The sequence below is a fragment of the Streptomyces sp. NPDC088124 genome, assembly GCF_040685895.1.
Lineage (GTDB): Bacteria > Actinomycetota > Actinomycetes > Streptomycetales > Streptomycetaceae > Streptomyces.
The window spans coordinates 38,873-59,374 of record NZ_JBFBJB010000060.1 but is presented as its reverse complement, the minus strand read 5'-3'; the positions used below and the strand labels follow the sequence as shown (position 1 = coordinate 59,374).

The 20,502-nt window shown below is 72.4% G+C and carries 21 protein-coding genes and 1 pseudogene; 13 read left to right on the top strand and 9 right to left on the bottom strand.

What is annotated here, in order from left to right:
- Positions 1–567, bottom strand: a pseudogene (locus tag AB0P17_RS35150) (hypothetical protein); the annotation flags it as partial.
- A complete protein-coding gene (locus tag AB0P17_RS35145; RefSeq protein ID WP_365817583.1) occupies positions 564–935 on the bottom strand; it encodes a BlaI/MecI/CopY family transcriptional regulator in 372 nt (123 codons plus the stop codon). The pseudogene AB0P17_RS35150 and the gene AB0P17_RS35145, both read right to left, overlap by 4 nt.
- A 145-nt stretch (positions 936–1,080) precedes the next feature.
- Between AB0P17_RS35145 and AB0P17_RS35140 the strand changes: the two genes are divergently transcribed.
- From AB0P17_RS35140 to AB0P17_RS35125, 4 genes are all read left to right on the top strand, one after another.
- Complete coding sequence (locus AB0P17_RS35140) at positions 1,081–1,773, top strand: DedA family protein (protein WP_365817581.1); 693 nt, start codon at positions 1,081–1,083, stop codon at positions 1,771–1,773.
- On the top strand, positions 1,770–2,393 hold the full coding sequence (locus tag AB0P17_RS35135) for a phosphatase PAP2 family protein (RefSeq protein WP_365817579.1): 624 nt from the start codon (positions 1,770–1,772) through the stop codon (positions 2,391–2,393). The genes AB0P17_RS35140 and AB0P17_RS35135 overlap by 4 nt, the downstream gene beginning before the upstream one ends.
- Positions 2,390–3,106, top strand: a complete 717-nt coding sequence (locus tag AB0P17_RS35130; protein ID WP_365817575.1) for a phosphatase PAP2 family protein — start codon at positions 2,390–2,392, stop codon at positions 3,104–3,106. Before AB0P17_RS35135 ends, AB0P17_RS35130 begins: the two co-directional genes overlap by 4 nt.
- 96 nt (positions 3,107–3,202) lie before the next feature.
- Complete coding sequence (locus tag AB0P17_RS35125; protein WP_365817573.1) at positions 3,203–3,574, top strand: VOC family protein; 372 nt, start codon at positions 3,203–3,205, stop codon at positions 3,572–3,574.
- Positions 3,575–3,636: 62 nt separating this feature from the next.
- Here the strand turns inward: AB0P17_RS35125 and AB0P17_RS35120 are convergent, their stop codons facing one another.
- Positions 3,637–4,125, bottom strand: a complete 489-nt coding sequence (locus AB0P17_RS35120; protein ID WP_365817571.1) for a GNAT family N-acetyltransferase — start codon at positions 4,123–4,125, stop codon at positions 3,637–3,639.
- 186 nt (positions 4,126–4,311) lie between these two features.
- On the opposite strand from AB0P17_RS35120, the gene AB0P17_RS35115 reads away from it, so the two are divergent.
- Together AB0P17_RS35115 and AB0P17_RS35110 are read left to right on the top strand one after the other, a co-directional pair.
- Positions 4,312–4,668 carry a PRC-barrel domain-containing protein gene (locus AB0P17_RS35115; RefSeq protein WP_365817569.1) on the top strand — a complete coding sequence of 119 codons (357 nt, stop codon included), beginning with the start codon at positions 4,312–4,314 and terminating at the stop codon, positions 4,666–4,668.
- 173 nt (positions 4,669–4,841) lie between these two features.
- Positions 4,842–5,627: a YhjD/YihY/BrkB family envelope integrity protein gene (locus AB0P17_RS35110; protein WP_365817595.1), complete on the top strand. Its 786-nt coding sequence runs from the start codon at positions 4,842–4,844 to the stop codon at positions 5,625–5,627.
- Between the two features lie 115 nt (positions 5,628–5,742).
- Here the strand turns inward: AB0P17_RS35110 and AB0P17_RS35105 are convergent, their stop codons facing one another.
- From AB0P17_RS35105 to AB0P17_RS35095, 3 genes are all read right to left on the bottom strand, one after another.
- On the bottom strand, positions 5,743–6,198 hold the full coding sequence (locus AB0P17_RS35105; protein WP_365817567.1) for a TerB family tellurite resistance protein: 456 nt from the start codon (positions 6,196–6,198) through the stop codon (positions 5,743–5,745).
- A 97-nt stretch (positions 6,199–6,295) separates the two neighbouring features.
- Complete coding sequence (locus AB0P17_RS35100; RefSeq protein WP_365817565.1) at positions 6,296–6,874, bottom strand: TerD family protein; 579 nt, start codon at positions 6,872–6,874, stop codon at positions 6,296–6,298.
- 109 nt (positions 6,875–6,983) lie between these two features.
- Positions 6,984–7,559, bottom strand: a complete 576-nt coding sequence (locus tag AB0P17_RS35095; RefSeq protein ID WP_365817563.1) for a TerD family protein — start codon at positions 7,557–7,559, stop codon at positions 6,984–6,986.
- A 337-nt stretch (positions 7,560–7,896) separates the two neighbouring features.
- On the opposite strand from AB0P17_RS35095, the gene AB0P17_RS35090 reads away from it, so the two are divergent.
- The 7 genes from AB0P17_RS35090 (at position 7,897) to AB0P17_RS35060 (ending at position 15,915) form a co-directional block, all read left to right on the top strand.
- Positions 7,897–8,286, top strand: a complete 390-nt coding sequence (locus tag AB0P17_RS35090; RefSeq protein ID WP_365817593.1) for a BlaI/MecI/CopY family transcriptional regulator — start codon at positions 7,897–7,899, stop codon at positions 8,284–8,286.
- A gap of 3 nt (positions 8,287–8,289) precedes the next feature.
- Positions 8,290–9,252 carry a M56 family metallopeptidase gene (locus AB0P17_RS35085; protein ID WP_365817561.1) on the top strand — a complete coding sequence of 321 codons (963 nt, stop codon included), beginning with the start codon at positions 8,290–8,292 and terminating at the stop codon, positions 9,250–9,252.
- Between the two features lie 208 nt (positions 9,253–9,460).
- On the top strand, positions 9,461–10,786 hold the full coding sequence (locus AB0P17_RS35080; protein WP_365817591.1) for an LCP family protein: 1,326 nt from the start codon (positions 9,461–9,463) through the stop codon (positions 10,784–10,786).
- Between the two features lie 270 nt (positions 10,787–11,056).
- Positions 11,057–12,391, top strand: coding sequence for a hemolysin family protein (locus tag AB0P17_RS35075; protein ID WP_365817559.1), 1,335 nt, complete (start codon positions 11,057–11,059; stop codon positions 12,389–12,391).
- Positions 12,388–13,419 carry a hemolysin family protein gene (locus AB0P17_RS35070; RefSeq protein WP_365817557.1) on the top strand — a complete coding sequence of 344 codons (1,032 nt, stop codon included), beginning with the start codon at positions 12,388–12,390 and terminating at the stop codon, positions 13,417–13,419. Before AB0P17_RS35075 ends, AB0P17_RS35070 begins: the two co-directional genes overlap by 4 nt.
- 292 nt (positions 13,420–13,711) lie before the next feature.
- Complete coding sequence (locus AB0P17_RS35065; RefSeq protein WP_365817555.1) at positions 13,712–14,611, top strand: ion transporter; 900 nt, start codon at positions 13,712–13,714, stop codon at positions 14,609–14,611.
- 44 nt (positions 14,612–14,655) lie between these two features.
- A complete protein-coding gene (locus AB0P17_RS35060) occupies positions 14,656–15,915 on the top strand; it encodes an MFS transporter (protein ID WP_365817553.1) in 1,260 nt (419 codons plus the stop codon).
- Between the two features lie 19 nt (positions 15,916–15,934).
- Here AB0P17_RS35060 and AB0P17_RS35055 read toward each other — a convergent pair whose 3' ends face one another.
- From AB0P17_RS35055 to AB0P17_RS35045, 3 genes are all read right to left on the bottom strand, one after another.
- Complete coding sequence (locus AB0P17_RS35055) at positions 15,935–16,960, bottom strand: glutathione S-transferase C-terminal domain-containing protein (protein WP_365817551.1); 1,026 nt, start codon at positions 16,958–16,960, stop codon at positions 15,935–15,937.
- A 104-nt stretch (positions 16,961–17,064) separates the two neighbouring features.
- Positions 17,065–18,555 (bottom strand): MFS transporter, encoded by a 1,491-nt coding sequence (locus AB0P17_RS35050; RefSeq protein ID WP_365817549.1) that lies wholly within the window; start codon positions 18,553–18,555, stop codon positions 17,065–17,067.
- Positions 18,556–18,662: 107 nt separating this feature from the next.
- Complete coding sequence (locus AB0P17_RS35045) at positions 18,663–20,285, bottom strand: M4 family metallopeptidase (protein ID WP_365817547.1); 1,623 nt, start codon at positions 20,283–20,285, stop codon at positions 18,663–18,665.
- Positions 20,286–20,502 lie beyond the last annotated feature (217 nt).

The window sequence follows — 20,502 nt, the reverse complement described above, 5'->3', positions numbered from 1 at the left end:
GGCCAGCGTGAGTCCCGCCGGGCCTCCTCCGACCACACACACGTCCGCGGTCAGCTCAGTTGTCATCGTCAGGCTGCCTTTCAGAAGGACAGTAACCGGTTCGAGGGCGCGCAGCATGCCGGTGGTCACGACGATCCGGCCGCGGCGGCCGGGCAGCGCGTACGCGTCGGGCCGCGCGTCCCGCAGGACCGCCAGCTCGGCGCTCCCGCCGCCGGCCGCCGCCCTGGCCCGGCGCAGCTCGGCGCGGTTGTAGCGGACCGCGGTGGCCAGTGCGCCCGTACGCCACAGCAGCAGGCAGCCGGCGGCCGAGGCGAGCGCGACGGTCAGCGCGGGCGGGCCCGCCGCCAGCGGCCGGACCAGTTCGCCGAGCAGGGCCACGACGGGGACGTACGACGCGCCCGGGACGACGAGCAGCGCCAGCGCGGCCGTGCTGCTCACGGCCAGGACGAGCGCGGTGGCGGTGAGCAGCCACGCGGCGTGACGGGGGGCGAGCGGGGCGGCGGCCCGGCGCGCGGCGGGCACGGCGAGGAAGGGCATCAGCAGGGGCACCCAGACGACGGAGGTCACGCGGTACCGCCGTCCAGGAGGGAGCGGAGCAGCTGTTCGTCCTCGTCGTTGAGCTGGGAGACGAACCGGGCCAGGACCGCGCCGCGGTCCTCGTCCTTGGCCAGCTCGGAGTGCATGCGGCGGGCGGTGAGTCCGGGGGCGTCCTCGGTCGGGGTGTACGCGTAGCCGCGCCCGGCCCTGACGCGGGTGACGCTGCCCTTCTCGTACAGCCGCGACAGGATGGTGGTGACGGTGGTGCGGGCGAGCGACCCGCCGAGCTCCTCCTGGACCCTGCCCGGTGTGAGCGGCCGGTCCGCGGCCCACAGCGCCGCCAGCACACCGGCTTCCAGCTCGCCCGCCGGACGCCGTTCCGGGCTCTCCTCGCCCATGGGAACGCTCCTCCCACTTCTTTCGTCTACAGTGAAGTAGACCGTCTACAGATCTGTAGTCAATCAGGTCTGCAGTCCATCAGATCGTCATGCAGGACATCCCTGTCCCCCCATCCCTGTCCACCATTATGGGAGCAGCTCTTCTATGGCCGTATCCGCGTTCGCGACGATGCCGCTGGCCGTGAACCTCCTCGACGCGGGATCCCTGCTCGCCGCGTTCGGTGCCCTCGGCATCGCCGTCGTCCTCTTCGCCGAGACCGGGCTCCTGGTCGGCTTCTTCCTCCCCGGCGACTCGCTCCTGTTCACCGCCGGGCTGCTCAGTGTCCCCGGCGGCCACGGCTCCGCGCCTCTCGCGCTGGGGCAGGTGCTCGTCGCCTCGGTCGCCGGGGCACTCATCGGCGCCCAGACCGGCTACTGGATCGGGCGGCGCGGCGGCCGGGCCCTGCTCGCCCGCAGCCGGGCCCGCAAGCTGCACGAGGCGGCGGCCCGCGCCGAGGAGCTGCTCGACCGGTACGGCCACGCGAAGGCGATCGTGCTGGCCCGTTTCGTGCCGCTCGTACGGACCGTGCTCAACCCGCTCGCCGGCGCGCTGAACGTGCCCGCCCGGGTCTTCACCCTCTGGCAGGTCACGGGCGGTGTGCTCTGGACCGTCGGTCTCGTCCTCGCCGGGTACGCTCTCGGCTCCTCCGTGCCCGATGTCGAACGCTATCTGCTGCCCCTCGTGGCGCTCGTGGTGCTCGTCTCCCTGGTGCCGGTTGCCCTGGAGGTACGGCGCTCCCGCCGGACGGCCGGGGAGGGCACACCCGTCGCCCCCTCGGCGGAAGAGGGGTCGCGGTGACGGCGTCCGCTCCCGCCGCGCTCCCCCACGGCGACCGGTGGTTCGACGACGGGCTCTACACCTCGGTGACCGATGTGGCCCACCACTCCCCCGGCTGGCTGGACACCGCGGTCTCCGTCTGGTCGACGTACGGCCTCCTGCTCTTCGGCGCCCTGCTGCTGGCCGCGTGGTGGCGGGCCCGTCCGAGCGGTTCGGCCCGGGCGACGCTGGCGCTGGCCGCGCCCCTGGTCGTCCTGACGGGCTTCGTCGTCAGTACGGGGCTCAAGGCGCTGCTGCGGGAACAGCGGCCCTGCCAGACCCTGCACACGGTCACGGTCGAGGCATGTCCCGCCCTGGGCGACTGGTCGCTGCCCAGCAACCACGCCGTGCTCGCGGCGGCGGTCGCCGCCACCCTGCTCTTCACGGACCGCGGGCTCGCCGCGCTCGCCGTCCCGGCCGCGGTGGCGATGGCGGCCTCGCGGGTCTGGGTCGGGGCGCACTATCCGCATGACGTGGTAGTCGGGCTGGCCGTGGGGGCGGGCGTGGCCTGGGCCCTGATGGCGGGGGCGCGCCGGACCACCGCGCCGGTGGCCGAGCGGCTGGGCACGACCCGGTTGGCGCCGCTGGTGGCCAAACGGTGAGCGCGCCGGGGATCCGCCCCCGGCCGGCCCGGCTGCCGCCGCCGGCGGCCGTCGCCGCCGCGCTCTGCGCCCTGGCCTTCGCCGCGCTGGCCGTGGCCGTGGCCGTCCGCCACGGCGCCCCGTTCCCGGTGGACCGGAGCGCGCTCGACTGGTCGGTGCGCCACCGCCCGCCGGTCGCCACCGCCCTGGCCAGGGCGGTGACCGCCACCGGCACCGGGGTCCTCCCCTATCTGGGTGCCGTGGTGGCCGGGGTGCTCGCCGGGAGCGGCGTCCGGCGTCGGCTGTACGGGGCGGTCGCGGCGCTGCTGTTCCTGCTCACGGGACAGGCGGTGCGGTACGGCCTCGTACTGACGATCGCCCGGCCGCGGCCCCCGGTGGACGACTGGGCCACGCACGCGTCCGGGTACGCCTTCCCCTCCGGGCACACCACGACCTCGGCCCTGGTGGCGGGGGCGCTGATCTGGGGCGTGGCCCGGGCGAGCCGGCGCCGGGCCCGCGGTCACTCCCGGTCCGCCGGGTGGCCGTTCGCGGCGTATCCGCTCATGGTGGTCCTGGGCTGCTGGGCCGTGGCCGTGGGGCTGAGCAGGATCTTTCTCGGGGTGCACTGGGCCACCGATGTGCTCGGGGGATGGCTGTTCGCCGGCTTCTGGCTCGGTCTGGGGGCGTCCCTGGTCACGAGAGGGCGTCTCGGGGCGGTGCCGGGCGGCCGATGAGTCCGGGGGCCGGACACGTCTACCCCTACAGACCCCCACACCCCCCACGACCAACACCTACGACGCGAACGAAGCACGCGAGGGAAGGACGGAGCCATGTTCGGCAGGAGCGAGGCGTTCAGCGGGTTCGCCGTCGACGACATCGGCAAGGCCCGGCGGTTCTACGGCGAGACGCTCGGCCTGGAGGTCACCGAGGAGTACGGCCTGCTCCGCCTGCGGCTGGCCGGCGGCACGACGGTGCTCGTCTACCCCAAGCCGGACCACACCCCGGCGACGTTCACGATCCTCAACTTCCCGGTGGCCGACATCGACGCGGCGGTCGAGGAGCTCACCGCCCGGGGCGTGCGCCTGCAGCGCTACCCGGGGATGGACGCGGACGAGAAGGGCGTCTTCCGGGGCGGCGGCCCGTACATCGCGTGGTTCACGGACCCGGCGGGGAACATCCTCTCCGTGCTGCAGGAGCGCTGACCTCCCGGCGCCCCGGCCTCCGCAAGCGCTCCCCGCACCGCCGGACCGGGGCCCGCGCCGGATCAGAGCTTGAGGTGCATGATGTGCAGGCCGACATAGCCCTCCGTGGGATGCCGGAATCCCTCGGGGAGCGTGCCGAGGATCTCGAAACCGAGCGAGCGGTACAGCTTCACGGCGTACGTGTTGGTCTCGACGACGGCGTTGAACTGCATCGCGCGGAAGCCGGCGGCGCGGGCCCAGTCGACGGAGTACGCGCAGAGCGCCCGGCCCACGCCGCGCCCGGCGTGCGCCGGGTCGACCATGTAGCTGGCACCGGCGATGTGCGAGCCGTTGCCCATGTGGTTGACGTTCATCTTCGCCGTGCCCAGGACCGTACCGGCGTCGTCCACGGCCACGACGGATCGGTTCGGGGCCGTCATCAGCCACCAGTCACGGCCGTCGGTCTCGCTGAGCCCGGTCGGATAGGTGAAGGTCTCGCCGGCCGCGACGATCTTGTGGAAGAAAGGCCAGATGGCGGGCCAGTCCTCGGGGGTGGCTTCCCTGATCAGCATGGGGACATGATGCCGGTCGGCTCCCACGCGACGACAGCGGTTTTCGCGCGGCCACCGGCTTTCGGCACGGGCCTCGGCGGTTCGCGCCGGCGATCCGGCGCCGCCCTGGAAATCTGGGGTACACGTGAGCGGAGCGGCCGACGCCGCACCCGCGCGGTGGCCGGCGGACGAGAAAGCGGGACGGACATGTTCGAAGCGGATGACATCCGGGAGTGGCGGGGCCACGACGTGGTCGACGCCGAGAAGCGGAAGATCGGCTCGCTGGAAGCCGTCTATGTCGACACGGCGACGGACGCCCCGTCGTTCGCCGCGGTCACGGTCGGGCTGCCGACCAAGCGGCGGCTGGTCTTCGTACCGCTGGCCGAGGCCACGGTCGGCCCCGGGTACCTGAGGGTCCCGTGGGACAGGAGGCTGGCCAAGGAAGCCCCCTCGATCGACACGGACGGCGAACTGCTGGCGGAGATGGAGCCCGGGATCTTCGCCCACTACGGGCTTCCGTACAGCACCGGCGCGGGCGGCGAGCGCAGGCTCGGCCGGCGCTGAGGAGCCATCCGGGGGGCCGTCGGCGCAGCGCTGCGCGGGAGCACCCGGTACCGGGGTAGGGACGGGACATGACCCGGCAACGTATCGGTGGGCGGCGGGAGAGACACCGGTTCACCGCCCTGCCCCGCGAGACGGCGTCGCTCGCCGTGCTCGCCTGGAACCGCGGGCGCGAGATGGAGCTGATGCACCGGGCCATGAGCTTCGCCGCGCTGGGTTTTCTGACCCTGGTGCCGCTGCTGATCCTGGTCGCCGCGGCGGACCCCGCGAGCGGGCAGGGTTTCGCCCGCTGGCTGGGGCAGGGGCTCGGGGTCTCCGCTTCGTCGCAGCAGGAGATCCAGCAGTTGTTCGGCCGGCCGGGGCAGGCGCTGCAGCGGACGACGGCCTTCGGGCTCGCCGCGCTCGCCGCGTTCGGGCTGACCTTCGGCGGCGCCGTGCAGACGGGGTACGAGCGGGTCTGGGAGCTGTCGACCGCCCGCTGGCACACGATGTGGCGCCATGTGGTGTGGCTGGCTGCGCTCGTCGCCTTCCTGGTGGTGTTCGTCAATACGCCGGTGACGTCCAGTTCGGTCGTCGTGCTGACGCTCGGCACGGCCGGTGATCTGGTTCTGACGTTTCTCTTCTTCTGGTGGTCCCAGCGGGTGCTGCTCGCCGGCCGGGTGCGCTGGCGGGCGCTGATACCGGGCGCCGTCGCGACCGCCCTGGGCCTGCTCGGGCTCCGGATCTTCTCCCGGGTCGTCTTCTCGCCGCTGATCGCCTCGAACGCCGTCACGTACGGCCCGTTCGGTACGGTGCTGGTGCTCCAGTCCTGGCTCGTCGGCGTCGGGTTCGTCGTCTACGGCGGCTCGCTGGTGGGCCGTCTCTGCCACGAGAACCGCACCCACCAGCGGCTGCGCCGGGCGCTCGCCGCGGCGGGACCGGCCCCCGGCGCGGACCCGGCGCGGGACACGAACGACGGGTGACGGCCGGCGGCCGGTCACCGGCCGCCGACTGGTGACCGCTGACCGCTGACGCGAAGGGGCGTGCCGGGCATCGCGCGGCACGCCCCGGCTCACCGGCGTTCGGGGAGAACGGCCGTCAGAGGTCGAACTCGCTCGGCGCGATACCCACGGCGAAGCACGCCTCGCGGACGACGGCGCGCTCGCTGTCGTCGAAGTCACCGTCGGCGCCGCCGATGACGATGCCGATCTGGATGACCGCGCGGGCCTCGGTGGGTTTCTTGGCGACCTTGCCGATGGTCTGGAGCACGCCGACCTTGCCGAAGTCGAAGTCGGCGGTGAGCTTCTGGCAGTAGTCGTTGAACCGTGTCTGGAGGTCTTCCGCGGGGAAGTTCTGGAGCACGTCGTTCGTCATGATCAGCGCGGCGACCCGCTGGCGCTCCGAGGGGTCGATGGAGCCGTCCGCGGCGGCGACCAGGGCGCACATGGCCATGCTGGCGTCCCGGAAGGCGCCGCTCTTGAGGTCGTTCTTCTTCGCGTTGAGCTGCGTCTGCATCGATGACGCGGAATCCTTGATGCGGTCCCACAGGGCCACGTGACTACTCCTGGTCGGTCGGGTAGGTCGGTCGGATGGATGGATCGGACAGGTGGTGCCGGCGGTCCGGCCGGTCGGCCGGCCGGACCGGCCGGGGTCAGAGGTGCGGCGCGACGGCGGGCATCAGGTCCTGGAAGGTGCGCCCCTCGGCGGGGCTGCCGATGGCGGACATCTCCCAGCCGCCGCCGGAACGGAACACCTTGGCCATGATCTGCGCGGTGTGGCCGCCGCCGCCGGTGAGGGTGTAGCGGGCCAGTTCCTGGCCGTTGGTCTCGTCGACGAGCCGGCAGAAGGCGTTCTCGACCTCTTCGAAGGTCTGGCCGGTGAAGGAGTTCACCGTGAAGACGATCTGGTCGACGTGGACGGGGACCCGCTGGAGGTCCACGACGATCGACTCGTCGTCGCCGCCCTGGCCGGCGCCGCCGACCCGGTTGTCACCGGTGTGCCGCACGGAGCCGTCGTCACTGGTCAGGTGCTGGAAGAAGACGACGTCGACGGCTTCCTTGCCGGCGAAGAGCAGCGCCGAGGCGTCGAGGTCGATCTCGCTGGCGGTCAGCCGGGCGAAGAAGCCCTTCTTGGCGGCCTGCCAGCCGAGGCCCATGCGGACGGTCGTGAGTTCACCGCCACCGGACTTGGTCAGGCTGATCTGCTGGCCCTTGGAGAGGTTGACGCTCATCGTTCACTCCTGGTGGTTGGTGCCGGCGCGGCCCCGGCGCGGGGTCCTGACGCGGTCGTCGGGGACCGGGGCCGGGTGCGGGGTGCGGGGTCGGGCCCGGACGCGCGGGTCAGACGTTGACGCCGTAGTCGGCGGCGATCCCGGCGAGACCGGAGGCGTACCCCTGGCCGATGGCGCGGAACTTCCACTCCGCGCCGTTGCGGTACAGCTCGCCGAAGACCATCGCGGTCTCGGTGGAGGCGTCCTCGCTCAGGTCGTAGCGGGCCAGCTCGGCGCCGCCCGCCTGGTTGACCACCCGGATGTACGCGTTGCGCACCTGACCGAAGCTCTGGCCGCGGGACTCGGCGTCGTGGATCGACACCGGGAAGGCGATCTTCGACACACCGGCGGGCACGGCGGAGAGGTCGACCTTGACGGTCTCGTCGTCGCCGTCGCCCTCACCGGTCAGGTTGTCACCGGTGTGCTCGACGGAGCCGTCCGGGCTCTTGAGGTTGTTGTAGAAGACGAAGTGCTGGTCGGAGACGACCTTGCCGGAACCGTCACACAGCAGGGCGCTGGCGTCCAGATCGTGGTCGGCCCCGGTGGTGGTCCGTACGTCCCAGCCGAGAGCGACCAGAACGGCGGTCAGACCGGGAGCCTCCTTGCTCAGTGAGACGTTGCCGCCCTTGGCGAGGCTCACACCCATGTTGCTTCCTTTCGTCCGTGCGGAACCGGCAGATGTCCGGAACCGGGCACACAGGACGTACGGGACGCACCGGCGGCCACGGCGCCGTATGACACCATCGTAAATCTACAGCACTGTAGAAATGAGCTGGTGGTTAGGATGCCCCGGCGCCAGGGCGGCTGGGGCGGCAGCGTGGGAGGAGGCCACTTCCGTGGTCGGAAACGCCGGGAACACCAGAAACACCGGGCCCGTCGGGCAGACCGGGCACGCCGGGTACCCCGGGGAGCGCGACGGCCTCGGCGAGCGCCGGGACCTCGACGACCGGGGCTCCCGTACCCGCAGGCGCGGCCAGGGGCAGCTGGAGGCGCAGGTGCTGGCCGTCCTGGGCTCGGCGACCACCCCGGTGGCGGCGACCTGGGTGCAGGAGCGGCTCGACGGCGAGCTGGCCTACACCACGGTGATCACGATCCTCACGCGCCTCCTCGGCAAGCAGGCGGTGACCCGTACCCGCTCCGGCCGCTCGTTCCTGTGGACGCCGGTGGCGGACGAGGCGGGGCTCACGGCGCTGCGCATGCGCCGGCTGCTCGACGAGCGGGACGACCGCGACGCGGTGCTCTCCAGCTTCGTGTCGGCCCTCTCGCCGCACGACGAGCGGGTGCTCCGCTCGCTGCTCAGCGCGGCCGACGCCGCCGGCGACACCCTCGCCGGCGGGACGGACCGGTCGGCCGCGGGCGAAGCGGAGAATTGACCGATGGGTGTCTTCGTCTTCCTCCCCCTGGTCCTGCCGCTGACCGCGCTGCCGATCGCCCGCCTGGCCGAGCAGCATCTGCACCCGCGCAGCGCCGCGTGGCTGCTGACCTCCGTCGCCGTGGTGCTCGCCGCGTGCAGCACGTTCTGTCTCGGGCTGCTCGTGGTCGTCGGGACCGCCCAGCTGCCCGGGAACCCGCTGCCGGACAGCTGGTCGGATCCGGAGGTGCGCGCGGCCGTGCCGTACGACGAGGTGGCCGGCAAGACCGCGATCGTGGCGCTGCTCCTGGTCATCGTGGCGTGCGCGCAGACCGTACGGCGCCATCTGCGGTTCCGCTCGCGGGCCCACCGCGCGCTGGCCGGGCTGCGGGAGCTGCCGGGGTACGCGTCGGCGTACGCCGCGGCGCCCGGGCTCGCCATCCTGGACGACGAGCTGCCGTACGCGTACGCCCTGCCCGGCTCCCCCGGCCGGATCGTCGTCTCCACGGGCCTGCTGTCCTGCCTCGACCAGGGGGAACGGGCCGCTTTACTCGCCCATGAGCACGCTCATCTCGCCGGGCGCCACCACCGGCTGCTGCTGGCCGTACGGCTGGCGGGGTGCGCCAACCCGTTCCTGCGGCCGCTGGCGGAGGCGGTGACGTACAGCACCGAGCGCTGGGCGGACGAGGAGGCGGCGTACGCGACGGGCGACCGGCGTACGACGGCGCGCGCGGTGGGGAAGGCCGCGCTCGTCTCCCGCCGGATGTCGCCCCCGGGGCTCGCGACGTTCGCCTCGGCGGGTCCGGTGCCGCGCCGGGTGGCGGCGCTGCTCGGCCCCGTGCCGCCGCGCAGGAGCTGGCCGCCCGCGCTCACCCGGGCGGGGATGGCCGCGTATGTCGCCGCCGCGGGAACGGCGGCGTCGACCGTCTCCGCGCTGAACGCGGCGTCGGCGCTCTTCCTGGTCCTCGAAGCCGCGACACCCCTGTGACGACCTGGCGTCTTCTACACCCCTGTAGAAGCAGTAGAGTGCACGCGTCGCACTGGGCGGCGAACCGGCCCGTCCGAAGCTGGACGGAGCGGGGTACGGGGCACGGAGGACCAGCGTGGGCAGTCAATCCAGGGGGCGGCGCGGCCGCCAGGCGGGCAGCGGGCGGCGGGCCGCCCGGGGATCGGACCGCAAGGCGGGCCGCTCCCGACTGACCCGGCGGGGGCGAATAGCCGTCTGGACCGGCGGCGTGCTCGCCGTGGCGCTGATCGGCGTGGCCGGCGCCGGGACCTGGGTCTACCAGAACCTCGACGGGAACATCCACTCCGCGGACATCGACGGGAAGATCGGCGGCGACCGCCCGGTCAACTCCAGCCCGGGCTCGAAGAACATCCTGGTCGTGGGCTCCGACTCGCGCGACGGGGACAACGGCAAGTACGGCAAGGGCCTGACCACCATGCAGTCGGACACCCTGATGGTGATGCACCTCGCCGCCAACCGGGAGTGGGCCACGGTGGTGTCCCTCCCGCGCGACTCCTGGGTGAACATCCCGTCCTGCGACAAGGGCGACGGGACCACGTCGAAGCCCCACCACTTCAAGATCAACGAATCCTTCGCCATCGGAGGGTCCAGCGGCGAGGTCGCCGACGCCGCCGCCTGCACCATCAAGACCGTGGAGCAGAACACCGGGCTGCGCATCGACCACTTCATGTCGGTGGACTTCCAGGGCTTCAAGGGCATGGTCAACGCGCTGGACGGCATCGAGGTCTGCCCGGAGACGGCGATCACCGACGAGAAGGCCCACCTGGAGATGGAGGCGGGCTGCCAGACGGTCAGGGACGAGAAGGCCCTGGGGTACGTCCGCACCCGCTACAGCGTCGGCGACGGCTCCGACCTCGGGCGGATCGGGCGGCAGCAGGAGTTCATGGAGGCCGTGGCGGCCAAGGCGCAGGAGAAGCTGACCAGCCCGAACGCGCTCTACGGGTTCCTCGACTCGGCGACCAAGTCCCTCACCACGGACGAGACGCTGGCGGGCATCAAGCCGCTCACCGCCCTCGCCAACGAGATCAAGGCCGTCCCGAGCGACCGGCTGACGTTCCTGACCGTGCCGAACTATCCCCGCGAGGCCGACGTCCCGACGGACAAGGCCAATGTCGTCTGGCAGTATCCGCACGCCGGGAACCTGTTCACCGCCATGGCGCAGGACAAGGAGACCGACAAGGAGGAGCTGGAGGCGGCGACCGAGAACCCGGTCTACGCGAACACCGTGCGGGTGCAGGTACTCAACGGCACCGGCACCCAGGGGCGGGCCGCCGAGGTCGCCGACACGCTCCGTACGGCCGGCTTCACGGTCTCGTCGGTGGGGAACGCGCCGGAGTCCGCGAAGAAGACCACGGTCGGCTACCCGCAGGACCAGAAGGCGGGGGCCGAGATACTGGCCTCCCGGCTGCCGGGCAGCGCCGTACGGCAGGAGGCGGACGCCACGCCGGGCGTGGTGACCCTGACCGTGGGCCAGGATTTCAAGGCCCTCAGATGACCGGGCCGGCCCGGCGGACGAGCCTCCGGCCATGACGGACGCCGTGATCGGCGACCTCGCGGGCGACGTAACACGTGGCGTACGCCACATTGCATCGCTTTGCTATTCCTTTACCATTGGGCGACGGGGCATCTCCCCGTCGTCTCACCGCAAGAACATACGAGTCGAATCAACTGATCCAAGAAGGAGCTACGGTCCCGCAATGGGTGAGCCTCCCAGTACGAACCGTGCCATTCCCGTCCCGCCGAGCCAGGGGACGGAGGTGGCACGGTGACCGAAGTGCTCCTGCTGCTGCTCGCCCTCGCGCTCACCCTCGCCTGTGCGGTGTTCGTGGCGGCCGAGTTCTCCCTGACCACGATCGAGCGGAGCGAGCTGGAGCGCGCCGCCGCCGCCGGTGAGCGCGGTGCCGCGAGCGCCCTGGAGGCTGCCAAGCGGCTCACCTTCCAGCTCTCCGGGGCCCAGCTCGGCATCACGGTGACCTCTCTGGTCATCGGCATGCTCGCCGAGCCGTCCTTCGCCACGCTGCTGCGCGGTCCGCTGGAGGCCATCGGCCTGCCCGGCGGCGCGGTGCCCACGGTCGCCACCCTGCTCGGTGTCTCGCTCTCCACCGTCGTGCTGATGGTCGTCGGTGAGCTCGTCCCGAAGAACTGGGCGATCTCCAGCCCGCTCACGGTCGCCAAGGTCGTGGCGAGTCCGCAGCGCGGCTTCACCGCCGCGTTCGCCCCGCTGATCCGGCACTTGAACAACACGGCGAACAAGCTGGTACGGCGCTTCGGCCTGGAGCCCGCCGAGGAGCTGGCGTCCGCCCGTACCCCCGAGGAACTGGTCGCGCTGGCCCGGCACTCCGCGCGGGAGGGCGCCATCGAGGCGGACTCCGCGGAGCTGTTCGTACGGACCCTGCACCTCGCCGACCTGACCGCCGAGAACGTGATGACCCCGCGGGTGGACGTCCGGGCCCTGGAGGCACACGCCACCGCCACGGACGCGGCCCACCTCACCCTGGCCACCGGCCTGTCGCGCTTCCCCGTCTACCGGGACAGCCTCGACGAGGTCATCGGCACGATCCACATCCGCGATGTGCTGGCCCTGGACGAGGACCGGCGGGACCACACTCCCGTCACCGAACTGGCGACCAGCCCGATGCTGGTGCCCGACTCCCTCCCGGTGGACCGGCTGCTGCGGCGGCTGCGCGAGTCGCGGACCATGGCCGTCGTCATAGACGAGTACGGCGGGACCGCCGGCGTCGCCACGGTGGAGGACATCGTGGAGGAGGTCGTCGGCGAGGTACGCGACGAACACGACCCGGACGAGACCCCGGACCTGCTCCCCGGCAAGCCGGACGCCGAGGGCCGCCAGGTGTGGAAGGCCGACGGCTCCGTCCGGCTCGACCAGCTCGAAACGATCGGCTTCACCGCGCCGGAGGGCCCGTACGAGACGCTCGCCGGGCTGCTCGCGACCCGTCTGGAGCGGCTGCCCGTGCCCGACGACACCCTGGAGATCGACGGCTGGCGGTTCGCCGTGCTGCGCGTCGAGCACCACCGCGCGGACCGGGTCGGCATCACCGCCCCCGCCCGCGCCGCACAGATCACGGAGGACGCCCGATGACCGGCCTGCAGCTCGCCATCGGCGTGCTCACCCTGTTCACCAACGCGTTCTTCGTCGGGGCCGAGTTCGCGCTCATCTCCGTACGGCGCAGCCAGATCGAGCCGCTGGCCGTCAAGGGCAGCAAGCGCGCCAAGAACACCCTGTGGGGTCTGGAGCACCTCTCGGCGGCCATGGCCACCGCGCAGCTCGGGATCACCATCTCCTCGCTGGTGCTGGGCGCCGTCGCGGAGCCGGCCATAGCACACCTGCTGGAGCCGCCGTTCGAGGCGATCGGGGTGCCCGAGGCGCTGATCCACCCGATCGCGTTCGTGATCGCGCTGACCCTGGCGACGTATCTGCACATGCTCGTCGGCGAGATGGTGCCGAAGAACATCGCGCTGGCCGCCCCGGCGCCCACCGCGCTCGCGCTCGGGCCCGCGCTGGTCTGGCTGACCCGCGCGCTGCGCCCGGTGATCTTCGGGATCAACGCGTTCGCCAACTCCATCCTGCGGCTGCTGAAGGTCGAGCCGAAGGACGAGGTCGCCTCCGTCTTCACCGACGACGAACTCGCCCGGCTGGTCACCGACTCCAGCGAGGCGGGGCTGCTCGACCCGGCGGACGGGGAGCGGCTGCGTGACGCGCTGGAGCTGGGCACCCGGCCGGTGGGCGAGGTGATGGTCCCGCTGAGCCGTACGGTCACCGTCGACCACCGGATCACCCCGCGGGAACTGGAGCGCGCCGCCGCGTCCTCCGGCTTCTCCCGGCTGCCGGTGACCGGGCCCGACGCCACGATCCTCGGCTATCTGCACATCAAGGACGCCCTCGGCGTCGACGAGCGCACCGAGCCGTTCCCGCGGAGCGCGCTGCACGCGGTGGTCCGAGTCGAAATCGACACCCCGCTCGACGACACGATGACGGCCATGCGCACCGCCGGTACGCATCTCGCGGCGGTCACCGGGGACAAGGGGACCGTCATCGGCTTCGTCACCATGGAGGACGTTCTGGAGGAACTGGTCGGCCCGGCCACCGGCCCGCCGACCGCCGCGTAACCGCCGCGCGGACCGAACGAGCCGCGCTGCCACCCGCCCGCGCCGTCCCGTTCCGAACGGCAGGACGGCGCGACAAGCGGCCGGTGCCCCGCCCCGGGCACCGGCCGCTCCCTCCTATCCTTGTCGCCTGATCTTCCGACCTGGCCTTCTGACCCTGACCTTTCGACCTCACCTTTCGGCCCGACCTTTTCACCTGCCCTCCCGCCTCACCTTTCACCTGCCCTTTTTGCCTGCGCACGCGCAAGAAAACGAGTGTCCTCTGATGTACGACGGGACGAGTCGATTAGAGCCAGTGACTCTCGCCGCGCGCAGCCGGCGCCTCGTGGAGTCCACCGCCTTCAGCAGCGCGGTGTTCTGCCTGATCGTCGGTAACGCGTGCCTGCTCGGCATCGAGACGTACAGCGGCGCCGTACACCAGTGGCGCGCCGAACTGAAGCTCGCCGAGCACCTTTTCCTCGCCGCTTTCACCGCGGAGATCCTGCTGCGCGCCGCCTCCTACGCGGACCGCCCCAAGGAGTTCTTCCGCGATCCGTGGAACGTCTTCGACCTGGCGGTCGTCTCGCTGGCCCTCACCCCGTTCGCCCGCGAGAACACAACGCTCCTGCGGCTGCTCCGGCTCGCCCGGGTGCTGCGCGCGGCACGCTTCCTGCCGCAGCTGCGCATCGTGATCGTCGCCGTGGGCAAGAGCCTGCCGGGGACCGCGAGCTTCGTGCTGGTGGGCGCGCTGCTGCTGTACGTGTACGCCATGCTCGGCTGGGTCTTCTTCGCGCGCTCCGACCCCGAGCACTACGGGTCGCTCGGCCGCGCGGCGCTCACGCTCTTCCTGCTCATCACCCTCGACGGGCTGGGCGACGCGGTGCGCGGCGGTCTGGAGGTCTCCCGCTGGACCATCGTCTACTTCGCGTCGTTCGTTCTGCTGGGGTCGTTCCTCCTGGTCAACCTGTTGATCGGCGTGGTCATCAACTCCCTGGAGGAGGCGCGCGAACTGGAGGAGGAGCAGGAGCAAGCGCACGAGACGGCCGTCCCGGCGGGCGGTCCCGAGCAGGCGCAGGCCGTGCTGCTCGCCCGGATCGCCGCCGCGCGCCGCGCGCTCGACGAGGTCGAGGCCCAGCTCGCGACCGCCGGCACGCCCGACCGCCCTCTCCTCCGGCCGTCCCCGCCTGGCGCGTCCGTCCCGCGTGGCCCTTCATAGGGGAAGGGGAAAGCGTCCGATCGGGCGTTCGGGCGGAGGGTCGTATGGCGGTTCGCGGACACCGGCGCCTCGGATATCCGGTGGCGGCGGGGGTGTTCGCCGTCGGGATGGCGGGCACCACGCTGCCCACGCCGCTGTACGGGCTCTACCGGGAGCAACTCGGTTTCTCCGAGCTGATGGTGACCGTGGTGTTCGCCGTCTATGCCGTCGGGGTGATCGCCGTACTGCTGCTGGCCGGGGACCTCTCCGACCAGGTGGGACGGCGGCCCGTACTCCTCCTGGCGCTGGGGCTCTCGGCGGCCAGCGCCCTGTGCTTCCTCTTCGAGGGCGGGCTGCCGCTGCTCTTCACGGGACGGCTGCTCTCCGGCTTCGCCGCCGGCCTGCTGAGCGGTACGGCCACCGCCTGTGTGCTGGAGCTGGCGCCGCCCGGGCGGGAGGCGCGGGCGGGGCTGGCCGCGACGGCGGCGAACATGGGCGGGCTCGGCTGCGGTCCGCTGCTGTCCGGGATCCTCGCCCAGTACGCGCCGTGGCCGCTGGCCCTGCCGTTCGTGACCCATCTGGCGCTGGTGGCGGTCGCGTCCGTACTGACCTGGTTCCTCCCGGAGACGGTCGCCTCCCCGCGCCGGCCGCGGCTCCGCCCGCGCGGGCTCTCGCTCCCGCCGGGGATCCGCGGGGTGTTCGTGCCCTCGGCGCTCGCCGCGTTCGCCGGGTTCGCGCTGCTGGGGCTGTTCACGGCAGTCGCGCCGAGCTTCGTGGCCCAGACCCTGTCGGTGCACAACCTGGCGGTGACGGGCGCGGTCGTCTTCTCCGTGTTCCTCGCCTCGACGGCCGGACAGGCGCTGATGGGGCGGCTGGGGGTGCGCGCGGCGCTGCCCGGGGGCTGTCTGGTCCTGGTGGCCGGGCTGCTGCTGGTGGCCGGGTCGCTGGCGGCGCGGTCGCTGCCGCTGCTGGTCGCGGGCGCGCTCTGCGGCGGGCTCGGCCAGGGGCTGGCGTTCCGCGCCGGGATGAGCGCGGTCAGCGCCGTGGCGCCGCCCGAACACCGGGGCGCCACGCTCTCCGCCTTCTTCGTCGTCGCCTACACGGGGATCTCCCTGCCCGTCGTCGGGGTGGGCGCGCTGACCCTGTGGCTCGGGCTCACGGTCGCGGGGCTGACGTTCTCGGCGTGCGTGATGGTGCTCGCGGCCTGCGTCGGCCTGTACGTGCTGCGCCATCCGCCCGGGGTTCCCGGCGCCTCGGGCGTCCCCGGCGCCCCGGGCGTCCCCGGCTCCCCCGGCGGCGAGGGCACGGGGGACGCCGGGGGGTGAGGCCGGGGCCGGGCGCGCGTCAGGGGCGTCCCGCCGGCGGGATCTCCTCGCCCGGCGCCACCGGGCCCGGCGGGGTGCCGTCGCCGAACGGCCGGCCGCCCAGCTCCGCGCGGTGGTGCGGTGTGAGCCAGCCGGAGAGGTCGGGGCCGAGGGGCACGATCCGGGTCGGGTTGATACCGGTGTGCACCTGGTAGTAGTGGCGCTTGATGTGGTCGAAGTCGACGGTGTCACCGAACCCGGGGGTCTGGTAGAGGTCCCTGGCGTACGCCCACAGCACCGGGTCCTCGGCCAGCTTCGCGCGGTTGCACTTGAAGTGCCCGTGGTAGACGGCGTCGAAGCGCACGAGCGTGGTGAAGAGCCGGATGTCCGCCTCGGTGAGGGTGTCCCCCACCAGGTAGCGGCGGTCGGCGAGCCGCTCGGAAAGCAGCCCGAGCCGGTGGAACACGGCACGGTAGGCGTCCTCGTACTCGCTCTGTCCGGACGCGAACCCGGCCCGGTACACCCCGTTGTTGACGTCGCGGTAGACGCCTTCCATGACCTCGTCGATCTCGTCGCGCAGCGGCTCGGGGTAGAGGTCGGGCGCGCCGCTCCGGTGCAGCGCCGTCCACTCGGTGGCCAGGTCCAGGGTGATCCGCTGGAAGTCGTTGGTGACGAGCCGGCCGCTGGGCACGTCCACGACCGCGGGGACGCTGACCCCGCCCGGATAGCCGTGCTCGCGGGCGTCGTACGCCTCGGCGAGATAACGGATGCCCAGTACGGGGTCGCGGCCGTCCGGGTCGAGGGTGAAGCGCCAGCTCCGGTCGTCCTGGATGGGGTCGGCGACGGCGAGCGAGAGGGCGTCCTCCAGGCCGAGGAGGCGGCGCGAGACGAGGGCGCGGCTCGCCCAGGGGCAGGCGCGGCTGACGACGAGGCGGTAGCGGCCGGCCTCGACGGGCCAGCCGTCGGCGCCGTCGGCGGTGATCCGGTCCGCGAAGTGGCTCCTGGACCGCTTGAAGGGCTTCTTCCCGTACGCGGCGTTGCCCTCGGGCTCGGTGGGTGCGGTCATCGCTGGTCCTACCTTCTTGATGGCGGATTCTTCTGCCTGGTGGCGGATTTCGTACGCGGTGGCGGCCTCGGCGGCTCGTCGCCGGCCCGTGGTGTGCCGGACCGTCAGCGCGCCGGGGCGTCGCGCCGTCTCTCCGTACGCCGGGCCACGGCGATGTCGGCGAGGGCGACCAGCAGCGCCGCCACCACGAACCCGACCGAGACGACCAGTCCGTGGTCGAACGCCGTGGCCCAGCCGTCGGGCGTCACCTCGGCGAAGAAGACGGAGCCCACGGCGGCGATCCCGACCGCCGATCCCACCCGCTGGGCCGTCTGCAGAGTCCCCCCGGCGCTGCCCGCCATGGGCACCGGCACCTCGGCGAGGGTGAGGGTCTGGTTGGGCGTGATGACCAGTCCGCTGCCCACCCCGGCCAGGAGCAGGGGCGCCGCCATCGCCCACCCGACGCCCCGCCCCGGTACCAGGTGTACGGCGAGGGCGGTGGCCGCGAGGCCGACGGTCACCATGATCAGCCCGACGGCGACGAGCGGCCGGCCGAACCGGCCGACCAGCCGCCCGCCGAGGCCGGCCGCCGCCCCCGAGCCCAGCGCGAAGGGGGTGATGGCCAGGCCCGCCTGGAGGGCGGTGTAGTGCAGTCCGCTCTGGAGGTAGAGCGTGCTGATGAAGAAGACGGTGGTGAACCCGGCGAAGTACAGCAGGATCAGCAGGCAGCCCAGCCGGAAGGAGCGGACGCGGAAGAGGGAGAGGTCCAGGACCGGCTGGGTGGCGCGCGTACCGCACCGGGACTCCCACCCCACGAAGCCGGCCAGCAGCGCGGCGGCCACCGGCAGCAGGAGCCACTTCGCGGCCCCGTGCCACTGCTGAGACTGGACGAGCGGCAGCAGCAGCGCCAGGATCCCGCCGCCGAGGAGCAGCACGCCGACGGGGTCGAGCTGACGCGGGGTGACCCGGCCGGCCGACGGGGTGTCGGGCAGCAGCCGGTGGGCCAGCACCAGGCAGACGGCGCCGAGCGGCAGATTGACGTAGAAGACCCACCTCCAGCCCTCCTCCGCGCCGGCCGCCTGGATGATGAGGCCGCCCAGCAGCGGGCCGACGGCGGTCGAGATACCCACGACCGTGCCGAACATGCCGAAGGCCCGGCCCCGTTCCCGGCCGGCGAAGAGCTGCTGGATCAGGGCGGAGATCTGCGGGGAGACCAGGCCGCCCGCGAGTCCCTGCACCAGCCGGGCGAGCACCAGCCAGAGGCTGGACTGGGCGGCTCCGCAGGCGGCGGAGGCGAGGACGAAGAGGGTCAGCCCCCACATGAAGACCGGCCGCCGCCCCCGGGCGTCCCCGAGCCGGCCCGCGGGGATCAGGAAGAGGCCGAAGGCGAGGGCGTATCCGGAGATCACCCATTGGAGGTCGGACACCGGGGTGCTGAGCCCCTCGCGGATGGAGGGCAGGGCGACGTTGACGATGGAGACGTCGAGCAGCGTCATGAACCCCGCCACCAGGCAGACCGCCAGCGCCTTCCACCGCCGCGGGTCCGGCGCGGCGGGGCGGGGCGGCCCCGGGGGGTGCGCGGGAGGACCCGTGTCCTGCCCTTTATGTCCGGCCATGGACCGCACCCTACGGCGAAGGGGCACGGTCCGCGCGCAAGGAACGCGCGGACCGTGCCCCCGTGGTGGCGCGCCGGGTGGCGCCGGAGCGCCGAGGGGGCGGACCGTCAGGCGACGTTGATGGCGGTCCAGGCGGCGCCGACCGCCTTGTACTCGGCGCTGGTCGTGCCGTAGAGGGCGCCCGCCGCGCTCAGGGTCGCGGTGCGCGCCCGCGCGTAGTTGGTGGTGGACGTCATGTACGTGGTGAGCGCCTTGTACCAGATCTGGATGGCCTTGTCGCGGCCGATGCCGGTGACGGCGGCGCCGTTGTAGGTGGGGCTGTTGTAGCTCACGCCGTTGATGGTCTTCGCGCCGCTGCCCTCGGACAGCAGGTAGAAGAAGTGGTTGGCCGGGCCCGACGAGTAGTGGACGTCGACGTTGCCGAGCGTGGACGACCAGTAGTCCCTGGACGCGCCGTCCTTGCTCGGCTTGTCCATGTAGCGCAGCGGGGTGCCGTCTCCGTTGATGTTGATCTTCTCGCCGATGAGGTAGTCGCCCGGGTCGGTCGACGTGTTGGAGTAGAACTCGACCGCGGTGGCGAAGATGTCGGAGGTGGCCTCGTTGAGACCGCCGGACTCGCCGCTGTAGGTGAGGTTGGCCGTCGCCGCGGTGACGCCGTGGGTCATCTCGTGGGCGGCCACGTCGATGGAGGTGAGCGCGTTGGCGTTGCCCGAGCCGTCCCCGTACGTCATGCAGAAGCAGGAGTCCTGCCAGAAGGCGTTGACGTAGCTGTTGCCGTAGTGGGTGCGCGAGTAGGAGCCGACACCGTTGTTCTTGATGCCGTTGCGGCCCACGACGTTCTTGTAGAAGTCCCAGGTCTCCGCGGCGCCGTAGTGCGCGTCGACGCCCGCGGTCTGCCGGCCGCCGCCCCAGACGTCGTCGGCGTCGGTGAAGAGGGTGCCGGTGCCCGAGGTGCCCTGGTTCAGGTCGTACGTCTTGTGGTTGCCGCGCCCACCGTCGGTGAGGTTGTAGGTGGTGCCGCTCTTGGTGGTGCCGAGCGTGACGGAGCCGTTGTACTTGCCGGTTCCGGTGCCGGTCTTGACGGCCTCGTCCTTGAACAGCTCGGCGCCGGTGGCCGCGTCGGTGACGACGTGCAGCTCGCTCGGCGTGCCGTCGGGCTGGACGCCCTTGACGACGGTCTCCCAGGCCAGCACGGGTGTGCCGGAGGCCGCCCAGACCACCTTGCGGGGCGCGTTCTCGGCCGCCGCGTCCGCGGTCTTCTCCGCCGACGCGGCCTTCAGGGCCTTCGACTTCGCGGTGGAGGCGGCCACCGCGGCGTCGGTGGAGGCCACGGCTATGCGGGCCGTGGTCGCCTTGGTGACGCTCCGCCCGTCGGCCGGGCTCTCGTGGACGACGAGGTCACCGCCGAGCACGGGCAGGCCCTGGTAGGTCCGCTCGTAGCGGGTGTGGACCGTGCCGTCGGCGTCCTTGACGACGTCCCTGACCACCAGCTTCTCGGCGGCGCCGAGGCCCAGGGTCCTCGCCTCGCTCGCGGTGTCCGCCTGCGCGGACCTGATGGCCTCGACGCGCTGCGCGGGGGTCAGCTCCAGGGCGGTGGCGCCGCTCTCCCTGGTGGGGTCGGGCTGGGCGCTGGCCGTGCCCGACTGGACCGCGACCACGACCATGGCGGCGGAGGCGACGAGCGCCGTCAGACGCACGGCCTTGCGGGGGGTGGAAGCTTCGAGTCTCACTCAGTCTCCAAGAGTGTCGGACCGCCGGTGGGCGGTCCCCTGTGGGGAAGCGACGGCCTGGGGTGAGTCCGTCGCCCGAAGGTGCTGAGAGGTGTGCGAGTGCTGCGGAGCCGGCTCGCCGCGATGATCTACGCGCGGCGAGCCGTCCAGAGAGTGCCATCCACGGGACACGTTGCGACAGATCAGAAACCAGGATTTGACCTCGCGTTGTCAATTC